This is a genomic window from Pyramidobacter sp. CG50-2 (genome assembly GCF_003612005.1).
Classification (GTDB): Bacteria; Synergistota; Synergistia; order Synergistales; family Dethiosulfovibrionaceae; genus Pyramidobacter.
This window is the reverse complement of record NZ_RAWT01000022.1, coordinates 1-17,307: the sequence shown is the minus strand read 5'-3', so window position 1 is coordinate 17,307 and position 17,307 is coordinate 1. Positions and strand designations below refer to the sequence as shown.

The following is a 17,307-nucleotide window of genomic DNA, read 5'->3' as shown; positions in this document are numbered from 1 at the left end:
GCTAAACCATGAACACGAAAACAGTCTATAACTACAATCCCGACACCGGCGAATATCTCGGCCCCGAAACGGCGCATGAATCACCGATGGAGCCGGGCGTCTACCTGATGCCCGCGCACAGTACGGAGACTGCGCCGCCTGAGGCGGGCGAGCATCAGGCCGCGGTCTACCGTAACGGCGCGTGGTTGCTGACCGACGACCATCGCGGCGAGACTTGGTACGACACTGCTACGCAGGAGCGGCACGAAATCAAGGCACTTGACGAGGCGATCTCCAACACGTGGACGCAAATCGAGCCGACCGACCATGAGGCCGTCTGGAACGGCGCGGCATGGGAAGTGCCGTTTGCGGTGCTCAAGGAGCGTAAGCGGCGTGAAATCTGGGGCGCCGGAGACGCCATCCTCGACGAAGTAAAGCGCAGCTACACGCAGGCCGAAATCGAGAGCTGGAGCAAGCAGGAGCAGGGCGCGAAAGACCTCGCCGCGGGCGAGACGACGACCGAGGCGGCGCAGTTCGTCGCGGGTATCGCGACGCTGCGGGGAATCCCCGTCGACACGCTGCGGGACAAGATCCTCGCCAACGTCACGGCCTATGGTCAGCTGTGCACGGCCGTGATCGGCACGCAGCAGCGCCTCGACGATCTAATCAAGGCCGCGCAGACAGCCGAAGACCTTGAAGCGATCGTCTGGCCGGAGACTTTGGGATAGGGGCCGTAAGGCTCCTTTTTTATTGGAGGTGAACGCATGGCTACTTATGGCCCCGGCGAGAACGCTTTTAATTTCGATCCCGTCGAAGAGGGCGGCGATCGTACCGATACGGCTTTCGCAAAAACGAAAGCACAGTTTGACACGCTATACGAAAACTTGAATCGGGACATCCCCGGAGTTTATCCGTCGAACGAGAACCCGCGTCCGAACGGCGTCGCCACGCCGGGAGCGGATATTACCTACGCGCGCGGTCAGCATGTGCATCCGTTGCAGGAGAATGTTTCCGGCAACGCGGGCACGGCGGACAAATGGAAACTGGCGCGAACTCTCAACGTGACGGGGGCCGTCTCGGGTTCTGTGCAAATCGACGGTTCCAGCGACGTAGCGCTTTCCGTGACATCGAATATCCCTCTGCCGTTCCTGCCGACAGCCGGCGGAAACGTGTCGGGACCGGTAGCCCCTACTGTCAATTCCGGTATTGACCTCGGTTCCTCGGCAAGAAAATTCCGCACGGTGTTCGCCGACACGTTTTCCGGCCGGGCCTCGAACGCGGAGTATTTGACCTACACGCGCAACATCAAAGTGGCCCATTACAACGCCTGGATCGCGGGGAACAATCAGGTGGGGCGCAGCGTAGTGAGCGGCAGCGCCTATTTCAACGGTTCTGGAGACATCGTGATCAACGTCGGGTGTGCGTCGGGGTGCGCTTCGACGTGCATTTCCGGCTGTTCGAATTCATGTGCCGGCGGATGCAGCGGCGGATGCACAAATACCTGCTCCGGCAGCTGCGGAGGTATATGCAGCACCAGCTGCGTCTCTTCGTGCGGCAGCGACGCATAAAGGAGGCGTAATTATGGGCACGGAACGCAGTTTTTATCACCAGCTCCACCGTTACGGGTTCCCCGCCAACGTCACGAATTTCAAGAACGTGTTCTACACGCTGACGGCGGCGGAGGCTGACAGGCGGTTTTATATCGGAGCCGATCCCGACAAAGTGCGCGTTTCCCAACCGGATTCGATGGGGACGGCGCTCATGGCGGAGGACATTATGGTCGACAGCTATGCGCGGGAGATCGGCGGGATCGACGAGGCGTATCTCAACACGCCGATCGCCGGCAAGAACGTGTACGCCCCGGTTTTCGGCTGCGGTTACTATCTTTACACGGGGCACGAGCTGAAATACAAGGTGCTCGACGCAGGGACGGCCCCCGCGCCGGAAGAGATGAAATACGCCAAGGTCGAGTTTTCGACGGAGCAGACGATCGCCGACCTGATCCGTCACTGCTGGTGGTATGCCTACGACTGGCACACGGACAGGTTTATAGAACTGCCGGAAGAAGGCAAAACGGCCAACCTGATGCGTTACCGCCTGCAAGCAGCGGTGCTGCGCATCGCCGGCACGGCGGAAGACCGTTTGGCGGACTACGGGAGAGTGATCGCATTCCTGCTCTCCAAGGTGCAGCTGTCCGACGAGGAACGAACGTTGCTAACACCGTTCCTCGAATGTGTTCCCGATCACGGTACGCTGGCGGCGATCGCCGACAAGGAAGGGCGGATCCGCGAGATGGTGCGCCAGGCTCATGAAACGCCGGTCGAGTTCATGATCGAGCAGCATTACGACCCGAGGGGCTGACATGCGAGGCAATCAGCACCCCTGGCCGGGATACGAGATCCTCACGAATCTCGACTGCAATCTGCGCTGCACGTACTGTTTCGAGCACGAGAAATGCCGCGGCGCAAATAATTTCGAGAACATGATGGACTTCCTTGCAGATTCGTTCCGGCGCGATTACGTCGAGTTGGAAAAACCGCCGTGCGTTTCGCCGGTGATCGATCTGATCGGCGGCGAATCGTTCCTGCACGCGGATGACCTCGATTCGATATGCCGGCATGCGGAGCGGCTGTGCGCCCGTTACGGAGTCAAGGCCCCGTTCATCGTTTCGGTGACGACGAACGGGACGCTGCTGACGCGCCCCGAGGTCGTCCGTCTGTTAGAGCGCTGGAAAGAGCATTTTTATATCGGCTTCTCGATCGATGGGACGAGAGAAAACCACGACCGGTGCCGAATCGACGCCAAGGGCCGAGGCAGCTACGACCGGGCGGTTGCGGGGCTGCGCGTCGCGCAGAAGATCCTGCCGCCGCGGCAGATTTCGGTTAAGGCGACGTTCACTCACGAGACGATCGATCGATACGCCGAAAGCGTCATTCACCTGATCGAGTTGGGGTTTACGAATCTCGCGGCTAACGTCGTTTTCGACGAAGAATGGCCGCTTTCCGAAGCGGAACGCTGCGGCGCGCAGCTGATCTCCGTGGCCGATTACCTCTTGGACAACGGACTGACGGACACAACGCATCTGTTCCAACTCAATCCCGCCGGCGTCGATCCGAGGCGGTTCAATCCCTGCGTCAAGGCGCGCGGCAATTTCTGCGGCTCGTGCAAGTACATGCGCTGCCTCGGATTCGACGGGCTGGTTTACGGGTGCCATCGTTTCGCTGCGGCAATGGCGAAGCCAATCGGAGTTTTGCGGGATCACCGCATCGAGATCACTGACGCGCCCTTTGTCGAAGAGGCATCGGAGCATTACAAGCTGTGGCCGCAGGATTGCAAGGACTGCGACATATCGGGCTATTGCCCGTCGTGCGTCATGGCGGCGTACGAGGCGGGCGACGCTAGGGCGTACTATGCCCGCCAGCCCCAATGCGGCTGGACGGCGGCGTGCGTGGGAGCGCGCGTTTATTTGCGGAAGAGGCTGAATCATGAAGACCTGTCCCAAGGGGCCTAAGCCGTTTGGCGGCTGGGTGCGGCTTTACGAGGAGCGCGACCAATCGAAATTCATCCTCGATGACCGCGAGGAACTGATGTTCGATCGCGACCACGGTTTTTTCACGTGGATGGTGGACTTTGAGCATTTCTGCCTCGCCGTGCCGAAGATGTGCGGTAATGGCCGATATTGGCGGCCGATCGTGCTGAGCATGATCTTGCAGCTGCGCAGGATGGGCTTCCCCTGCCGCGGCGCCTATTTCGTCACGAAGCGGGAGCCGGAGGTCTACATCCGCGCGGTCGGTGGCACGCTGGTGAAACAAAAATACGACGGCGATACGGTGTACAGCTATATTCTCGTGTCGCCGGAAAATACGAAAGTGAAAGGAGGTCGGTGATATGGGCGGAAGTTCTTCTACGCGCCAGGTGCGGAAGCGCGATCCCGAACCGGCCGAACTGACCAGTCTCAGAAACAGCCTGTACGGCGCGCTTTCGCCGATCATATCCGGCAATTACGGCGGCGGCATCTCAATCCCGAGCGGCAGCGGCGAGTATAATCTCGGCGTGTTCAACGCCGCGGGGAACCAGATCGGCGGCGGAACGAACGCCAACGCCGGTGACTGGGCGAATACGACGTTCGGTTCGGACTGGCTCAAAAACCGGCAGCGCGTCGATTCGGCGCTGAATCAATACGACGCCCTGTCGAAAAACACGCAGCCTTTGATGGACAAGGTCCTTAACGCGTCCGAAGGGCTCAGCGGCGTGTCCGGAAAGATCGAGGGCGTGGGCGATCGGCAGGGACGCCTGTCCGACGAAATTTTGAACTTCACGCGCACGGGCAACGTGCCCAGCGCCGTGCTGGACAACCTGAACAGAGCGGTCAACTCGGAGCTGAACAAAAACACGGGCAGCGCCCTGAACGATCTGGCGGCACGCGGCGTGATGAACAGCAGCGTCGCCAACCGGTCGCTCGACGGCCTGGCCGACAGCGCCGCCGACGCCTACGCGAAGAACTATCTGAACGCGTACAACTCGGTGCTGTCAGGATACGGGCAGACGAACAGCGCGCTCGCAGGCACGGCAGACACGTACGCCAAGGCCGCGAGCGGATTGAATTCGGCCCTGACGGGTTACGGCAAAGCGCTCGATACGAACAGCGCCATGATGAAGCAGGCGGCCTCGATGCCGCAGACGCTGAGCCAGGCGATGATGTCGCAGTACGAGCCGGTGTACCAGTTCTGGAAGGACTGGCAGAACAGCTACGACAACCGCGAAGACTACGACACGATCGTCAAACAGGGAAAGTAGAGGTGGTTAAATATGGCAGTCTACACGGTAGGCGGCGGAGGCGGCCTGTTCGGCTCGTTTTTGCCGCAGCTTCTGGGGCTGGCGGGACGGACGATCGGCGGCCCCGTCGGCGCGGGTGTCGGATCGGCGCTCGGCGGCCTGGCTGGCGGGCAGAACGTCGGCAGCGCCCTGCTGAACGGCGCCGGTTCGTACTGGGGGAACGCGCTCGATCAGGAAGACTGGGCGAAAAAGCTGATGGAACAAAATCCGCTCAAGCCGCAGGGCTGGGGCGGCGGCTTCCGCGCCGGAGGCAGCTGGTAGAATGGCCGTCTATTTCGAGCGGCCTTATCGGCCATGGTGGAGCGACCTTGCCTCGGCGACGCTGTCGGGGCTGGTCAAGGGCATGTTCGACCGCGACGCGGCGGCGCGGGCGCAGCGCGTCAACGCCAGCCGCTGGGGCGAATTCGAGAAGCTGTATGACGAGGCAAGCGGGCAGTATGCCGTCCCGCAGGAGTCGCCGCTGGCGATCCAGAGCGCGCCGGAAACGAAGAAGCTCAGCCAGACGTTCGCGCCGCAGCAGAACGCTTTCGGCGGCGATCCTTTCGGCGGCGTGCCGGAGGAGTTCCGTCCCCGGGAAGGCGACGGACTGATCGGCACGACGGTCAAGGCGCTGCGGAACAACGCCGCCCGCGGCTCCATGCCGACGATCGACGACGTTTACAAATGGGGCGCGCAGTCGGGGGCGATCAACGATCCGAACTTCCAGAAATTCGTGGAAGCGCGGTTCGGCAGCCGTTTCAAGATGCAGGACGCCGACCGGCTGGCGGATCGACTTGGGAACATGCCGCAGTTCAACGACCGGCAGGGGACGCTTGAGTATGTGGGCAACCGCGCCTTGTACGACCCCGACGGGGCGAAGACGGTGGGCAATTTTATCCAGCATCTCAATCCGGGCTTCAACAACCAGGCGGTCAATCTCGGCGACCGGCAGGTGGTGCTGTCGCAGGACAAGTACACCGGGGAAACGACGCCGGTCTTCGGCGGCGCGGTGGGCGTGTCGCCGGATACGGTCTACGCGCAGAACGCGGCGAACCGGCGCCAGGAGATGGCGCTGGAAGCGGCGGAAAAGCGCAGTGCGAACGCTTACGCCCCTGTCCGCGACGAACAGAGAGCGATCCGCGACGCGTGGGGGAAAGCCGGAGAGATGGCGGGGATGTTCGGCGGCTCGCCGGCCGAGTTCGAACAGGCCGTGCGCGGCATCGACCCAACGCTGTCGCCCGCGGCCGTGGAGCAGCTTCTCGGAGATTTGCGCAAAATACCACAACTCGTGGATTCCAGGGGTCTGTTGTCCAATAATCCCTTGTACGGGTACAATCCCGCTCCGGCGCAGGCTGGGCAGGGAAACAGCATTCCTCCGGCCGTGCTCGAAAAATATCCGGAGACCACGCAGCAGGAGTATGACGAGCTTGTACGCCAAGGGCTGAAGATGGGGAAAACGCTCGAAGAGATTGAACGCGATCTCTTGGGGAAATAGATAAAGCCGCCTGTATTAAGGCGGCTTTTTATGTAAGGAGAGCATGTATATGTCGAGTTATGAAGAGATGCTGAATAGAATCAAACGTCCTGCGCCGAGCGGTGATTACGACAGCATGCTCGCGTCGATCAAAGCGAAAGCCAAGCGGCCGGAAGCAGACGAATCCCCGTCTTTCGACGACCTCATGCAGATGCAGACGCAGGTGGGGACGCCGGAACAGGAAGCCGCCAATCAGGCGGCCCTTGCCGAAGGCGGGGAAAACATCAAGCGTTTTATCAACGATACGTATCACGCCGGGATGGCCGGCGTCGAAACGGGCATGGCCAACATGAGCGACGCGCTGGCGCACGGCGTGCGGGCTGTCCCGCTCATGGGCGGCGTTGCGGACTGGATCGGGGGAGGCTCGAACTGGTGGGACGCCCGGGCGAGAGAACACGCTCAAAAAGTCGGAGCGAACAACCTTTGGACGTCCAGCGTGAACGCTCTTGGTTCGACGGCCCCGTCCATGGCGGCCTCCCTCGCCCTTGCCGCGGCGGGGAACCTGGCGCCGGCCGGACAAATGTTGATGCCGGAAGGACTGATGAGTCTCCCCCAAAAAATGCTTTCGGCCGCGATGATGTACCGCAGCGGCGAGGAAGCGTTAGGCAACGCCGGACGTACATACCGCGAAGCCATTCAGGAAGGGCGCTCGCCGGAGCAGGCGCAGAGCCAGGCGAACAGGCAACTCGCCGCCGAACTCCCCATGAACGTGTTCTTCGACAAGGCCGGGATTTTCGGCGACGCCTGGGATGGCATCCAGAGCTCTTTGAAACGCGGTTTGGCGATGACCCTCAGCGAAGTCATAGGCCAGGGCGGGCAGGAAGTCGGGCAGGACGTGATCGGCGACGCCGCGGCGGCGACGAGAAACCGGGGGATCCTCGAATATCTCCGCGCCATCGGCGAGAACGTCATGAACGCCGAATACATGAAGCAGAAGATGAAAGACACTTTCCTGCCGACGGGCTTGTCGTCTATTATCGGCGCAACGCTGGGACTGGGCGTGCGGTCGATGCGGAACGGCCGCGGCGGCAACGTGGACAATTTTGCACGCGGAGTGCCGGACGTGGGAGCTCAGCAGGCGGTCGCCGAGATCATGCAGCCCGTTAAAGAAGAGCAGCAGCGGGAAGAGTTGAACAACTGGGTACCGCAGTCCGCGGGGACCGTCCCCGGCAACGTCGCTCCGCAGATGCCGGAGAAGATGAGCGACGTGTTCAAGCCCGTCGAGCCGCAGCCGGTCGTGCCGGAAACGGCAAAGCCTTTGCCCGGCGCGATGCCGGCGGCGGAGACGCCCGCGCCGACGGGCAGAAAGGCGGAAACAATCGCCGCGGCGAACATGCAGAAGGTCACGAAGATGCAGACTACTGTGCCGACAGTCGGACAGACTGTGCAGGAAGAGGTTATCCCCGAGGACACCGGGGAAACGCTGGACGACCTGCGCACGCAGATGGCGGAGGAGTATCAGAACATCCGGCAGATGGACGCCGAGGAACGCGAAGACCTGCCGCCGTCTACGCTCGCTGACCTGATGGAGCAGTCGGGGCGGAGGTACGAGCAGAGCCCCAACGTACAGGACGTGATCGGGCGTGCGCCTGCAAAAAACAAACGCCAGCCCTTCTCCTTGGGGACCGACGTCGAAAACGCCTTGCAAACGCTGGGAAATATTTACACAGCGGATTCAGGGCGCGATATGAGGATCACCGGCGAGAGGTCCCTGCCGCGAATCAGCCGGGAGGCCGCGTTTATTGAATCGGCTCGCGAAGCGCGGGAACGTATAGCACAGCAGCTTAAGGCCGCCGGGGGCGATGACGAGACGGCGAACGCCGGCGGCGAAGTATGGGCGAACCATCTGCTTGCCCGCGCCCGCGCGCTGGGCATGGACGAATACGGACAGCTGCGCCCTGACGCTCTGACGCCGGCAGAACTGGACAAGCTGAACGTCCGCGGCGAAGAGGACGCGGGACCTGATTGGGGCGGCGACGTTTACGACCAGGCGGTGCGGGATGGGCTGAATATGGACGAGCGTGTGCCCGTCGTCGATCTTTCCGGGGTGGCGGACGGAGCCAAAACCGCCAATGTCAAGACTCTGACAGAACATTTGAAAACACTGATTAAAGACGGCCCTAGCATCTCACGGGATGCTCTTGCATTCCTTAATCTTCCTAAGGATTCGTATCATTTAGGCCATATCGCCCACTCAGGCGCTCCGATTTATCGGAAAGAGAAAAGCATTCGCAACGCATCTGTTTTGTCTCTTCCGGAGCTGATGAAAAACGCTGTTCTCGTGGAAAGCGGGCCGAACAGGAAGAAGAACAAGAAACCCGGCGTTAGAATGTATCACCGCTTTTATGTCCCTGTGGTAACGCGAGAAGGGATAGCTACCGTCCGTATCGTAGCAGAAGAGAAAAATAACAGTGACCGGCTTGTTCCGCTCGATGTCCGCGTTTATGACGTAATTATAAACAAAAGAATCCCCCGCACACAGCCGATTGGTGCTTCGGCGTCAACAGCGGAGGATTCTTTTTCTGGGATCACTATACGCGAAATGCTCCGCGGTGTCAAGGGGATGGACGGGGAATATTACGCGCAGAGTTCTCTGCCGGACACGGAAAGCGAGCGGGAGCGCAGCGCCATCGTCGAAGCCGCCAAAGCGAACGGCACGTACCTGAAAACGTCTTACGGGACGGAGACCAATCTCACGCCGGAACAGTGGGTGCTGGTACGGACGAAGCAATTCAAGGAATGGTTCGGGGACTGGGAGAACGATCCCGAGAACGCCTCGAAAGTGTTGGACGGGAACGGCGAGCCGCTGGTGGTGTACCACGGCAGCACGCACACCGGGTTCTCGACTTTCAGCACAACCGGCGTCGGCGACACTACCGGAGCGGGGGTGTTCTTCTCGGGGCGAAAAGACGTAGCCGCGACGTATTCCGGAAGCGACGAGCTTGTTTCGCGGGAGCCCGGGACTTCCGAGCCGGATCTCTCCGGCGAGGGGGTTTATCCCGTCTTTTTGAACCTCCGCAATCCTTATCGCATTAACGCCGAAGGCAAAGACTGGACAAACGTCGGCGAGATCAGCGTTTACGACAACGAGACCGGTGAAAGCGTTTACGATCGCGACGGCGAACCGTTTAGGACGCCCCGCGAAGCGGAAGAATATATCGAGCGGGATCTGGACGACTATTCCGGGCGTTACGAGGTGTCGTATCCCGCCGGCGAGATGACCACCAACGAGATCGCTCAGAGTGTCGGGGAAGGAAACTACGGCGACGGATTCGACGGCGTGATTTTCGAGAATGTCGTCGATGAAGGGCACTGGGGCAGCGTCGACGCCCCGGGCGACGTATACGTCGCGTATGCACCGAACCAGATCAAGGCCGTCGATAACCGAGGCACATTTTCCTCTACCGACGCGAATATCTACAATCAGCGGCAAAACAAGCTCCGCCGCGGACAGATCCAGATCGGCTCGCACGGCGAGGGGCTGGTGACGCTCTTCAAGCACGCCGACCGCTCCACGTTCTTCCACGAGATCGGGCACATGATGCTGGACGACCTAATCGCCGACGGCCTGCTCGAAAAGGCCAACGCGCGGACTAAGGCCGACCTCGAAACGGTCAGGAAATATCTGGGCATCGAAGACCTGAACCTGTCGAAGCGGCACACGTTCACCGGCAAGAAAAAAGAACGCTACGCCGAGGCGCAGGAGCGCTTCGCCCGCTCGTTCGAAGCCTACCTGATAGAAGGCAGATCGCCGACGGCTGAGATGCGGAGCGTGTTTGCCAAAATCAAGCAGTGGCTGATCGACATCTACCGCGACATCAAACGGCTGGGCGTGGAGCTTTCGCCGGAAGTGCGCGAGGTGTTCGACCGCCTGCTGGCAACGCCGGAACGCGGCGATTTCGGCCCGATCTGGCGCGGGCACGAAGATGAAGCGGCCGTCAAGAAGCTGCGCGACTTCTCCGTCCGCAGCAGCCTGCCGCAGGTCACGGTGACGGCGGAACCTGGGAGCAAGTCCGCCGTCACGCTGATCCGAATCAAAGACATCTACGACAAGCTGCGGGCGATCGCGCCAGTGCGCAAGGGCGTGAGCGCGCCCGCGAACGTGGCGGGGTACTACACGCCGGAGACGGCCGTCGCCCGCGAGCGGCACTGGGGGGATTTTCCCACGGCGCTGCACGAGATCGGGCACGCGCTGGACTACAAGCTGGGGCTGCGCGAGAACGTACGCGACGCGGAAACGTCGCGGCAGCTGTACGACGAGCTGTGTGAGCTGGGCAAGGCGACGTCGCCGCAGAGCGTGAACACGATCTATGAAAAACTCCACGGCCGTTATATGCGCGCTTCGGGAGAAGAAGCGCGGGGCCCCGACGTGAGCGCGGCGGCGCTGAAATTCGAGGAAGCGCAGCGGTACCTGATGAAAGAGGGGATCGCCGAGTACTTCCGCGCTTACGCCTATAACCCCGATCTGATGGAGGTCGTGGCGCCCGAGTACACGAAGCTGTTCCGCGAAGCGCTGGAAGCGCACGAGGAATACCAACAGCCGGTGAGCGAGCTGTTCGACGCGGTGCGGAGCTACAGCGAGCTGACGCCGGAACAGAAGCTGCGCGCCGGCATGATCCGCGGCGACGAAAAGGTCAGGACCCAGAAAGGCTGGCGCGCTTCCGCCGCCGAGGCGTGGAACGGCTTCCGCCAGAAGTTCGACGATCAGCTCCGTTATCTGGAACAGATGCAGAACCTCCTGCGCGACCGCGTGAGGGAACTGGCGAAGGAACGCGGCGGACGTTACGCCGACATGCTCCAGCACGGCGAGCTGAAAGACGAGTTCGCCGTCTACGACATGCTGCGCACGATGCCCGGCTACATGGGCAAGGCGAAACGCGACGTATTGGCGCTGATGGAGCCGGTCAAGAAACTCGGCGACGAGGCGTACGCCAAGCTGACGAGTTACATGAAAGCCATGCGCGCGCTGGACTACTGGGATAACGGGCTGGAACCGGGCATCGGGCTGACGCGCGCGGAAGTGAGCGCGGTCGTGAACCGCACCCGGCACGAGAACCCCGAACTGGCGCGGATCGCCGAGGACATCGCCAAAGCCTACGAAGCGATGGTCGAGCGGACGCTGATCGATTCGGGCGTGTGGAGCCGCGGGCAGTACGAGGAGTACAAAAAGCGCTGGCCGCATTACGTGCCGTTCGTGCGCGTCAACGAGGACGGTTCGGTGACGTCGCCGACGCGCCGCGGCAAGGGCATCGTCAACCTGTCCAACCAGGTGAAACAGGCGACCGGCGTCGGCGCGGCGGACGCGGTGATCGACACCAAGGATCCGTTCGAGATGATGGTCAAAAACGCGCTGGTGTTCAACCAGCTCGCGGAGAAAAACCGCGCCGCTCAGGCGCTGGTGCGCGCCGCGCTGGCCGATCCGGCGCTCTTCGCCGACGTGATCGAACCGGTACAGGGCGGCGAACGAAGCGGCGACACCTTCACGGTCTGGTTCGACGGCACGCGACGGGCGTTCACCGGAGACAAAAAACTCATCGACGCGCTGGCGGCGATGGAACAGGCCGCGGGCATCAGGAACCCGATCTTCGGCAGCCTCGACCGCGCCGCGCAGGGCGCCGCAAATCTGCTGAAGCTGGGCGCGACGCGGGCGAATCCGGCGTTCATCCTCACGAATTTCATCCGCGACGCCATGTATTCAAGCCTGACGAACAGCGCCGAGGGCGTACGGTCGATGCCGTTCTTTGGCACGGTCAAGGGGCTGCTGATGCAGACGGCGAAGGACGAGACTGCGAAACAGCGGATCGCTGACGCGCTCGACCACGGGCTGGCCTATTCGGGCATCACGGAACTGGGGCTGAACGCCTCGGAAAAAGGGATCTCCAAATACGTCGGCAGGGCCATTCATGGGGACAGGGGCTTCCTGCGGAAATTCAAATCATGGTGGAATAACACAATCGGTGCGTTCAACGAGATGATCGAGCTGGCGCCGAAGTTCGCCGAGTACGACCGGCTGGTGAAAGAGGGCTATCCGAAGCGCTACGCCGCCCGCATGGCGCGCGAGGTTAACCTTGATTTCGCGCGTGGCGGCCAATGGGGTAAGGTGTGGAACCGCTACACGGCGTTTTTCAACCCCGCCGTGCAGGGGACGTCAAAGCTCGTTCGTACGGCGGCGGCGCACCCGGGCCGATTCGCGGCGCGCACGGCGATGTACGTGATCCTGCCGTCGCTGATCTCCTGGATGGCCGGGCGCGACGACGACGAGTACAAGCGCATCAGCCGCAACATCAAGGACCGCTACTGGGTCTTCAAGGTCGGCGGCACGTGGCTGCGGCTGCCCAAGCCGGAGCTGGCGGGGCTGTTCGGCTCCGCCGTCGAGCGTGTGCTCGACGCGGCGTTCGAACACGACCCCATGGCGTTCCGCGAACTGGGGCGCAGCGTGTGGGAGGGATTCAGCCCGAACCTGCTGCCAACGTTTGCCGAACCGATCCTGGAGCATCGAATGGGGAAGACGTTTTTCTACGATTCGCCGCTGATCCCGCCACAGCTGGAGAACTTGCCGCCGGAATTGCAGTTCACCAAGAACACGTCGTCGATGGCGAAGTTTCTCGGCAAAGCGTGGGGCGTGTCGCCAATCCTGATCGACCACTACGTCAGCAGCTATGGCGGCGGCGTAGGCGAGTACCTGTCCAAGGCGCCGGACATATTTTTGAAACCGCAGGAAGAGGCGAAGAAGCTCAGTGAAAAGCCGCTGTTCAGCCGCTTTACGGTCGACCCGAACCGCAACAGCGAATCGCTGGCGAAGTTCTACGACCTGCGCAAACAGGCGACGGTGGCCAAAAACGCCTACGATGTGCGCCGCAAGATGGGCGAACAGCCGGAATACTCGGCCGGCGTCCATATGGCGAAAGCGTTCGACCAGTCGGCACGCAAGCTTTCCGACTGGCGCAAAGACATCGCCGCGATCCAGCAGTCGAAGAGCATGACGCCGGAACGGAAACGCGAGGTCATCGACCGCATCCGCCTGAGAATGAACCAGGAAGCGGAAGCGGCGGTCAGGAACTATTTCACCGTGAAGGAAAAGCTCAATCGACGCGAACGGTAACACAAGAGGAGGCTGTTCAAAACAGTCTCCTCTTTATTTATGGAGGTGATCTCATGGAACAAAAAATGCTGTCGGAGCATTTCAGCCGGGGCGAGTGCGCGTGCCGCGATCACTGCGGCTTCGACACGCCCGACCCGTGGCTGCTGGAACTGGCGGAAAAGGTCAGGAGCGTCCTGAAAGAGCCGATGCACGTCCATTCGGTCTGCCGGTGCAAGGCACGCAACGCCGATCAGGGCGGATCGCCGACGTCGAAGCATCTGAAAGGCCAGGCGATGGACTTTCATTGCGAGAAGCTGTCGCCGCTGGCGGTCTACAATACCATCGCCAAGGCGTGGTACGACGGGCGACTGCCCGAACTGGGCGGCATTGGGTTATATAACTGGGGCGTGCACATCGACACGTACCGCGCGCCGGACGGACATCTGAGGACGTGGGATCGAAGAAAAGCGAGGTAGCTATATGCCGGGAGAGGAACAGCACGAGCGGACGTTAATCGACATCGCCATGACGGGAGGTGTGGGAGCGATGCTGGCCATGATTTTTCAGGGAGTGCGCGCCGGCCGGGAACACCTTGGGGAACCGTTCGACGGCTGGCGTTTTACAGTGGGACTGATCAGTGCCGGAGCGATCGGCGCGATCGTCGCGTGGGGGCTGAACGAACTGGGCGTAAGCCGACAGCTGAGCGCGATCATTATCGCCATGTGCGGCTACGTCGGCGGGCCGCTCTTGGACATTGCTTATACGGAGATCCAGGAGACGGTCAAGGCAGCGTTCGACGGCCTGCAGGAATGGCTGCTGAAAGGGAAGTGGGATCGACATGGGCGCGATGAGTAATATTCTTGCTACGATTCTCGAGAAGATAAGCCGCCGCTGGCTGTTATGGCTGGCGGCAAGCGTGATCCTGCTGGCGTTTATCTACTGGCGCCAATATCAGGGATGGCGCGAGACGGACGCGCTGATCTCTCGCCTGCGCGAGAGCGCCGCCACGTCGGAACGCCGGGCGGACGCTATCGTGGACGCCACGCGACAGAGGGAGGTGACCGCACGTGCTGAGGCCAAAAAACGGACTGATGACCTACCTGCTGACCGTCTCGCTGCTGCTCTTGAGCGGATGCTCGCAGAGTACCGCGCAGGACGTTAAGCGCGTCCCCGGCGGCTACCTGCTGAGCGAGCAGGCCATGCGCGACACGGTGGCCGGATGGACGGCGGATCGCGAGTCTGCCCGTGTCCTGCGGCAGGGCATGGACGAGCTGCGGGCGGAAATTGCCGCGCAGGCCGAGGACACGCGGCGGCTGGTCGCAGATCTCCGGCGCGAGCTGGCGGCGGAGCGGGCGGCGTACAATAGACGCATACGGCGCGGAAGGGCGCAGGGGCTGCTGCTGGGGCTGATGATCGGAGCGGCCGGGGTCGCAATCGCAAAATAGTGAGCGGGCATCGTCTGTCATTGACGGTGCCCGCTCTTTTTATTTCGGCATCTCCGGCTCCGGCCGGCCGTCGCGCAAAGCGTCGAGGTAGTCAGCGTACCACTGCATCATCGCCGTGCGTTCCTCGATGTACTCGAAGCGGTTGTAAGCGTTGCGCACCTTGTCGCGCTCCTTGTGCGACAGCTGGCGTTCAATCACGTCGCGGGGGAATCCCATGCCGTTCAGCAGCGTGCTGGCCGTCGCGCGGAAGCCGTGCACCGTCGTCTCCGGCGGACGCTGGTCTTCCGGCAGCGTCGCGCGCAAAGTTTTCACGGCGTTGAGCAGCAGCGTCTTCGGCAGCTGGGCCCCCTTGATATCGGAAGGAAAGATCAGCGCCTCTTTGCTGGTGAATGAACGCATCTTTTGCGTTTCCAGAATCGCCATGGCCTGGCGCGACAGCGGCACCACATGATCCCGTTGTTCCCGCCGGCGCTTGGTGTGGGACGCTGGGATGATCCAAAGGCGTTTTTCAAAGTCGATTTCCGCCCACGTCGCTTGACGCATCTCCTTCTGGCGCACGAACGTGTACATCACAAACAGCAGCGCCAGACGCGTCGTCGGCGTGGAAACGGTGTCGATGGCGCGCATCAGGCGCCCGACGTCGGCAGGATCGGTGACCGCCGCGAAGTGCTGCTGCTCCGTGTCCTCGGGCGAGTCGGGGATCAGCGCGCGCGACAGATTGCCGGCCGGGCTTTTGCCGAGCACTCCTTCGTCGAGCGCGTAGTCGAACAGTCCGGTGACGATGGTCGCGGTGCGCTGGGCCGTCTTGTACGAATGCTCTTTCTGGATCCGCTTCAGATCCACGACCAGCTCGCAGCGTGTCACATCGGCGCAGGGTTTCTGCCGCAGCGCCGCGCTGAAATACGAGAAGCGCAGGCGCTTGATATACTCTTCGTCGGGCGTTTTCTTGCGCACGAATTCCGTCAGCCAGCGGTCGGCCAGCTGCTGCAAAGACGGTCCGCGCAGCGCCCGCCCGTTCAACAGCCCTTCGGCGATGTTGCTCGCCTCAATGCGGGCGTCTTTCAGCGACATGTCGGGATACCTGCCGATCGTCCGGCGAGCCTCCACGCCGCCGATGCGCGTGCGGATGACCCACTTCTTCAACCCGCTGGGGTAGACGCGCAGATACAGACCATTCGCCGTATCGGCGAGGACATATGCCTTGGCTTCCGGCTTTGCCTGGTCGATCGTCACCTTCGTCAGCGGCGTGCCGTCGGCCTTCTTTTTCTTCCCCGTTCGATCGAGCATTTCCAACGCCTCCGTTTCAAGTCACCGATTTTAGCGGTGACTCGAAACGACAGGTCAGTTTTAAGTCACCACTTTACGTCACCGATCGAGCACAATAACAATCAATGACACCTAACGACTTTAAACGAATTATAACAGACAGAGACGTTGCGCCGCAATGTCTCTGATCTTTAATCTTCGCTGAAAAACATTGCTTGTCAACGGCAAAAAGATAAAAAAATGGAGCCGACTCCCGGATTCGGACCGGGGACCCCATCCTTACCATGGATGTGCTCTACCTACTGAGCTAAGTCGGCTTAAAAATGGTGGTAGCGGGTGGATTTGAACCACCGTAGGCTCTCGCCGTCAGATTTACAGTCTGATGCCATTGACCACTCGGCCACACTACCACGTCGTATGAAGTTGTCAAAACTGGAGCCGGCGATCAGAGTCGGACTGATGACCTGCTGATTACAAGTCAGCTGCTCTACCAACTGAGCTACGCCGGCCTGACAGGAAGACATTATAAAGGGTTTTCGTCAAAAGTCAACGGGCAAATGCAAATTTCTTCGTTCGCGGCGTGCGGTGAAATTCTTCAAGGTAAATGCAACGCAACATCCGGTACCCCGTTGCATTAAATCTGAATTAAAAGAAGCTTGCATTTAGTCTGAATTGATGAAAGACCTTTCTTACGAGACAACAGATCTCGGAAAGGAGTTCATCATCATGAACAAACATTTGACTCTGGCTGAAAGAAAAGCCATTGAAAGCGCCCTCAACCGGCGAGAATCTCTCAGAAGTATTGCCTCAACAGTTCTGAAGTCGCCGAGTACGATCTCCAGAGAGATCAGAAAACATGCAGAGACTGTCTTCAAAGGCTGTTATGGCCGGACAGCAAACTGCTGCCTTCACCGGTATGACTGCTCCGTTACTTCCCTTTGTAACACCTCTCCGAAATGCCGTTCACTGTGTTTCCGGTGCTCAAGATGTAATACGATGTGTCCTGACTTTAAGGAGGAGGTCTGCCCGCAGCTTTCGGTTCCTCCGTATGTCTGTAACGGCTGCCCCAACCGTCACCGCTGCACTTTAAAAAAACGGATCTATTCTGCTAAATCTGCAAATGACTCTTACGAGAAAACTTTGCATGAGGCTCGTGAAGGCTTCAATATCTCCGATGCCGAGCTTGC

The 17,307-nt window shown here is 60.8% G+C and carries 14 protein-coding genes, 3 tRNA genes and 2 pseudogenes; 15 read left to right on the top strand and 4 right to left on the bottom strand.

Annotated elements, in window-relative coordinates; genetic code table 11:
- Nucleotides 1–8 precede the first annotated feature (8 nt).
- From D7D26_RS06065 to D7D26_RS06005, 13 genes are read left to right on the top strand one after another with little or no spacing between them, the layout of a single operon-like run.
- Nucleotides 9–707, top strand: coding sequence for a hypothetical protein (locus D7D26_RS06065; RefSeq protein WP_120372430.1), 699 nt, complete (start codon nucleotides 9–11; stop codon nucleotides 705–707).
- Nucleotides 708–743: 36 nt separating this feature from the next.
- The gene (locus D7D26_RS06060; protein ID WP_120372429.1) at nucleotides 744–1,547 is read left to right on the top strand and encodes a hypothetical protein; all 804 of its coding nucleotides are present in this window, start codon (nucleotides 744–746) and stop codon (nucleotides 1,545–1,547) included.
- A 13-nt stretch (nucleotides 1,548–1,560) separates the two neighbouring features.
- Nucleotides 1,561–2,340, top strand: a complete 780-nt coding sequence (locus tag D7D26_RS06055) for a hypothetical protein (RefSeq protein ID WP_120372428.1) — start codon at nucleotides 1,561–1,563, stop codon at nucleotides 2,338–2,340.
- A gap of 1 nt (nucleotide 2,341) precedes the next feature.
- Entirely contained in the window at nucleotides 2,342–3,490 is a 1,149-nt protein-coding gene (locus D7D26_RS06050) for a radical SAM protein (protein ID WP_120372427.1), read from the top strand.
- Complete coding sequence (locus tag D7D26_RS06045; protein ID WP_120372426.1) at nucleotides 3,465–3,866, top strand: hypothetical protein; 402 nt, start codon at nucleotides 3,465–3,467, stop codon at nucleotides 3,864–3,866. The genes D7D26_RS06050 and D7D26_RS06045 overlap by 26 nt, the downstream gene beginning before the upstream one ends.
- A 1-nt stretch (nucleotide 3,867) precedes the next feature.
- A complete protein-coding gene (locus tag D7D26_RS06040; RefSeq protein ID WP_120372425.1) occupies nucleotides 3,868–4,776 on the top strand; it encodes a hypothetical protein in 909 nt (302 codons plus the stop codon).
- Nucleotides 4,777–4,788: 12 nt separating this feature from the next.
- Entirely contained in the window at nucleotides 4,789–5,076 is a 288-nt protein-coding gene (locus D7D26_RS06035; RefSeq protein WP_120372424.1) for a hypothetical protein, read from the top strand.
- 1 nt (nucleotide 5,077) lies between these two features.
- Nucleotides 5,078–6,289 (top strand): hypothetical protein, encoded by a 1,212-nt coding sequence (locus tag D7D26_RS06030; protein WP_120372423.1) that lies wholly within the window; start codon nucleotides 5,078–5,080, stop codon nucleotides 6,287–6,289.
- A gap of 49 nt (nucleotides 6,290–6,338) precedes the next feature.
- Nucleotides 6,339–13,430: an LPD38 domain-containing protein gene (locus tag D7D26_RS06025; RefSeq protein ID WP_120372422.1), complete on the top strand. Its 7,092-nt coding sequence runs from the start codon at nucleotides 6,339–6,341 to the stop codon at nucleotides 13,428–13,430.
- A gap of 53 nt (nucleotides 13,431–13,483) precedes the next feature.
- Entirely contained in the window at nucleotides 13,484–13,885 is a 402-nt protein-coding gene (locus tag D7D26_RS06020) for a YcbK family protein (RefSeq protein WP_120372421.1), read from the top strand.
- 4 nt (nucleotides 13,886–13,889) lie between these two features.
- Entirely contained in the window at nucleotides 13,890–14,264 is a 375-nt protein-coding gene (locus D7D26_RS06015) for a phage holin family protein (protein WP_120372420.1), read from the top strand.
- Entirely contained in the window at nucleotides 14,248–14,571 is a 324-nt protein-coding gene (locus D7D26_RS06010; protein WP_233543480.1) for a transposase, read from the top strand. The genes D7D26_RS06015 and D7D26_RS06010 overlap by 17 nt, the downstream gene beginning before the upstream one ends.
- Nucleotides 14,477–14,854, top strand: a complete 378-nt coding sequence (locus D7D26_RS06005) for a chemotaxis protein (protein ID WP_233543479.1) — start codon at nucleotides 14,477–14,479, stop codon at nucleotides 14,852–14,854. Before D7D26_RS06010 ends, D7D26_RS06005 begins: the two co-directional genes overlap by 95 nt.
- Before the next feature lie 39 nt (nucleotides 14,855–14,893).
- Here D7D26_RS06005 and D7D26_RS06000 read toward each other — a convergent pair whose 3' ends face one another.
- The 4 genes from D7D26_RS06000 to D7D26_RS05985 all read right to left on the bottom strand — a co-directional run bounded on the left by D7D26_RS06000 (nucleotide 14,894) and on the right by D7D26_RS05985 (nucleotide 16,629).
- Nucleotides 14,894–16,141 carry a tyrosine-type recombinase/integrase gene (locus D7D26_RS06000; RefSeq protein ID WP_120372419.1) on the bottom strand — a complete coding sequence of 416 codons (1,248 nt, stop codon included), beginning with the start codon at nucleotides 16,139–16,141 and terminating at the stop codon, nucleotides 14,894–14,896.
- A gap of 220 nt (nucleotides 16,142–16,361) precedes the next feature.
- Nucleotides 16,362–16,437 (bottom strand) — tRNA-Thr (locus D7D26_RS05995).
- 7 nt (nucleotides 16,438–16,444) lie between these two features.
- Nucleotides 16,445–16,530, bottom strand: a tRNA-Tyr gene (locus tag D7D26_RS05990).
- 23 nt (nucleotides 16,531–16,553) lie between these two features.
- A tRNA-Thr gene (locus D7D26_RS05985) sits at nucleotides 16,554–16,629 on the bottom strand.
- Between the two features lie 166 nt (nucleotides 16,630–16,795).
- On the opposite strand from D7D26_RS05985, the pseudogene D7D26_RS12895 reads away from it, so the two are divergent.
- Together D7D26_RS12895 and D7D26_RS12605 are read left to right on the top strand one after the other, a co-directional pair.
- Nucleotides 16,796–16,966, top strand: a pseudogene (locus D7D26_RS12895) (helix-turn-helix domain-containing protein); the annotation flags it as partial.
- Between the two features lie 150 nt (nucleotides 16,967–17,116).
- Nucleotides 17,117–17,307, top strand: a pseudogene (locus D7D26_RS12605) (hypothetical protein); the annotation flags it as partial.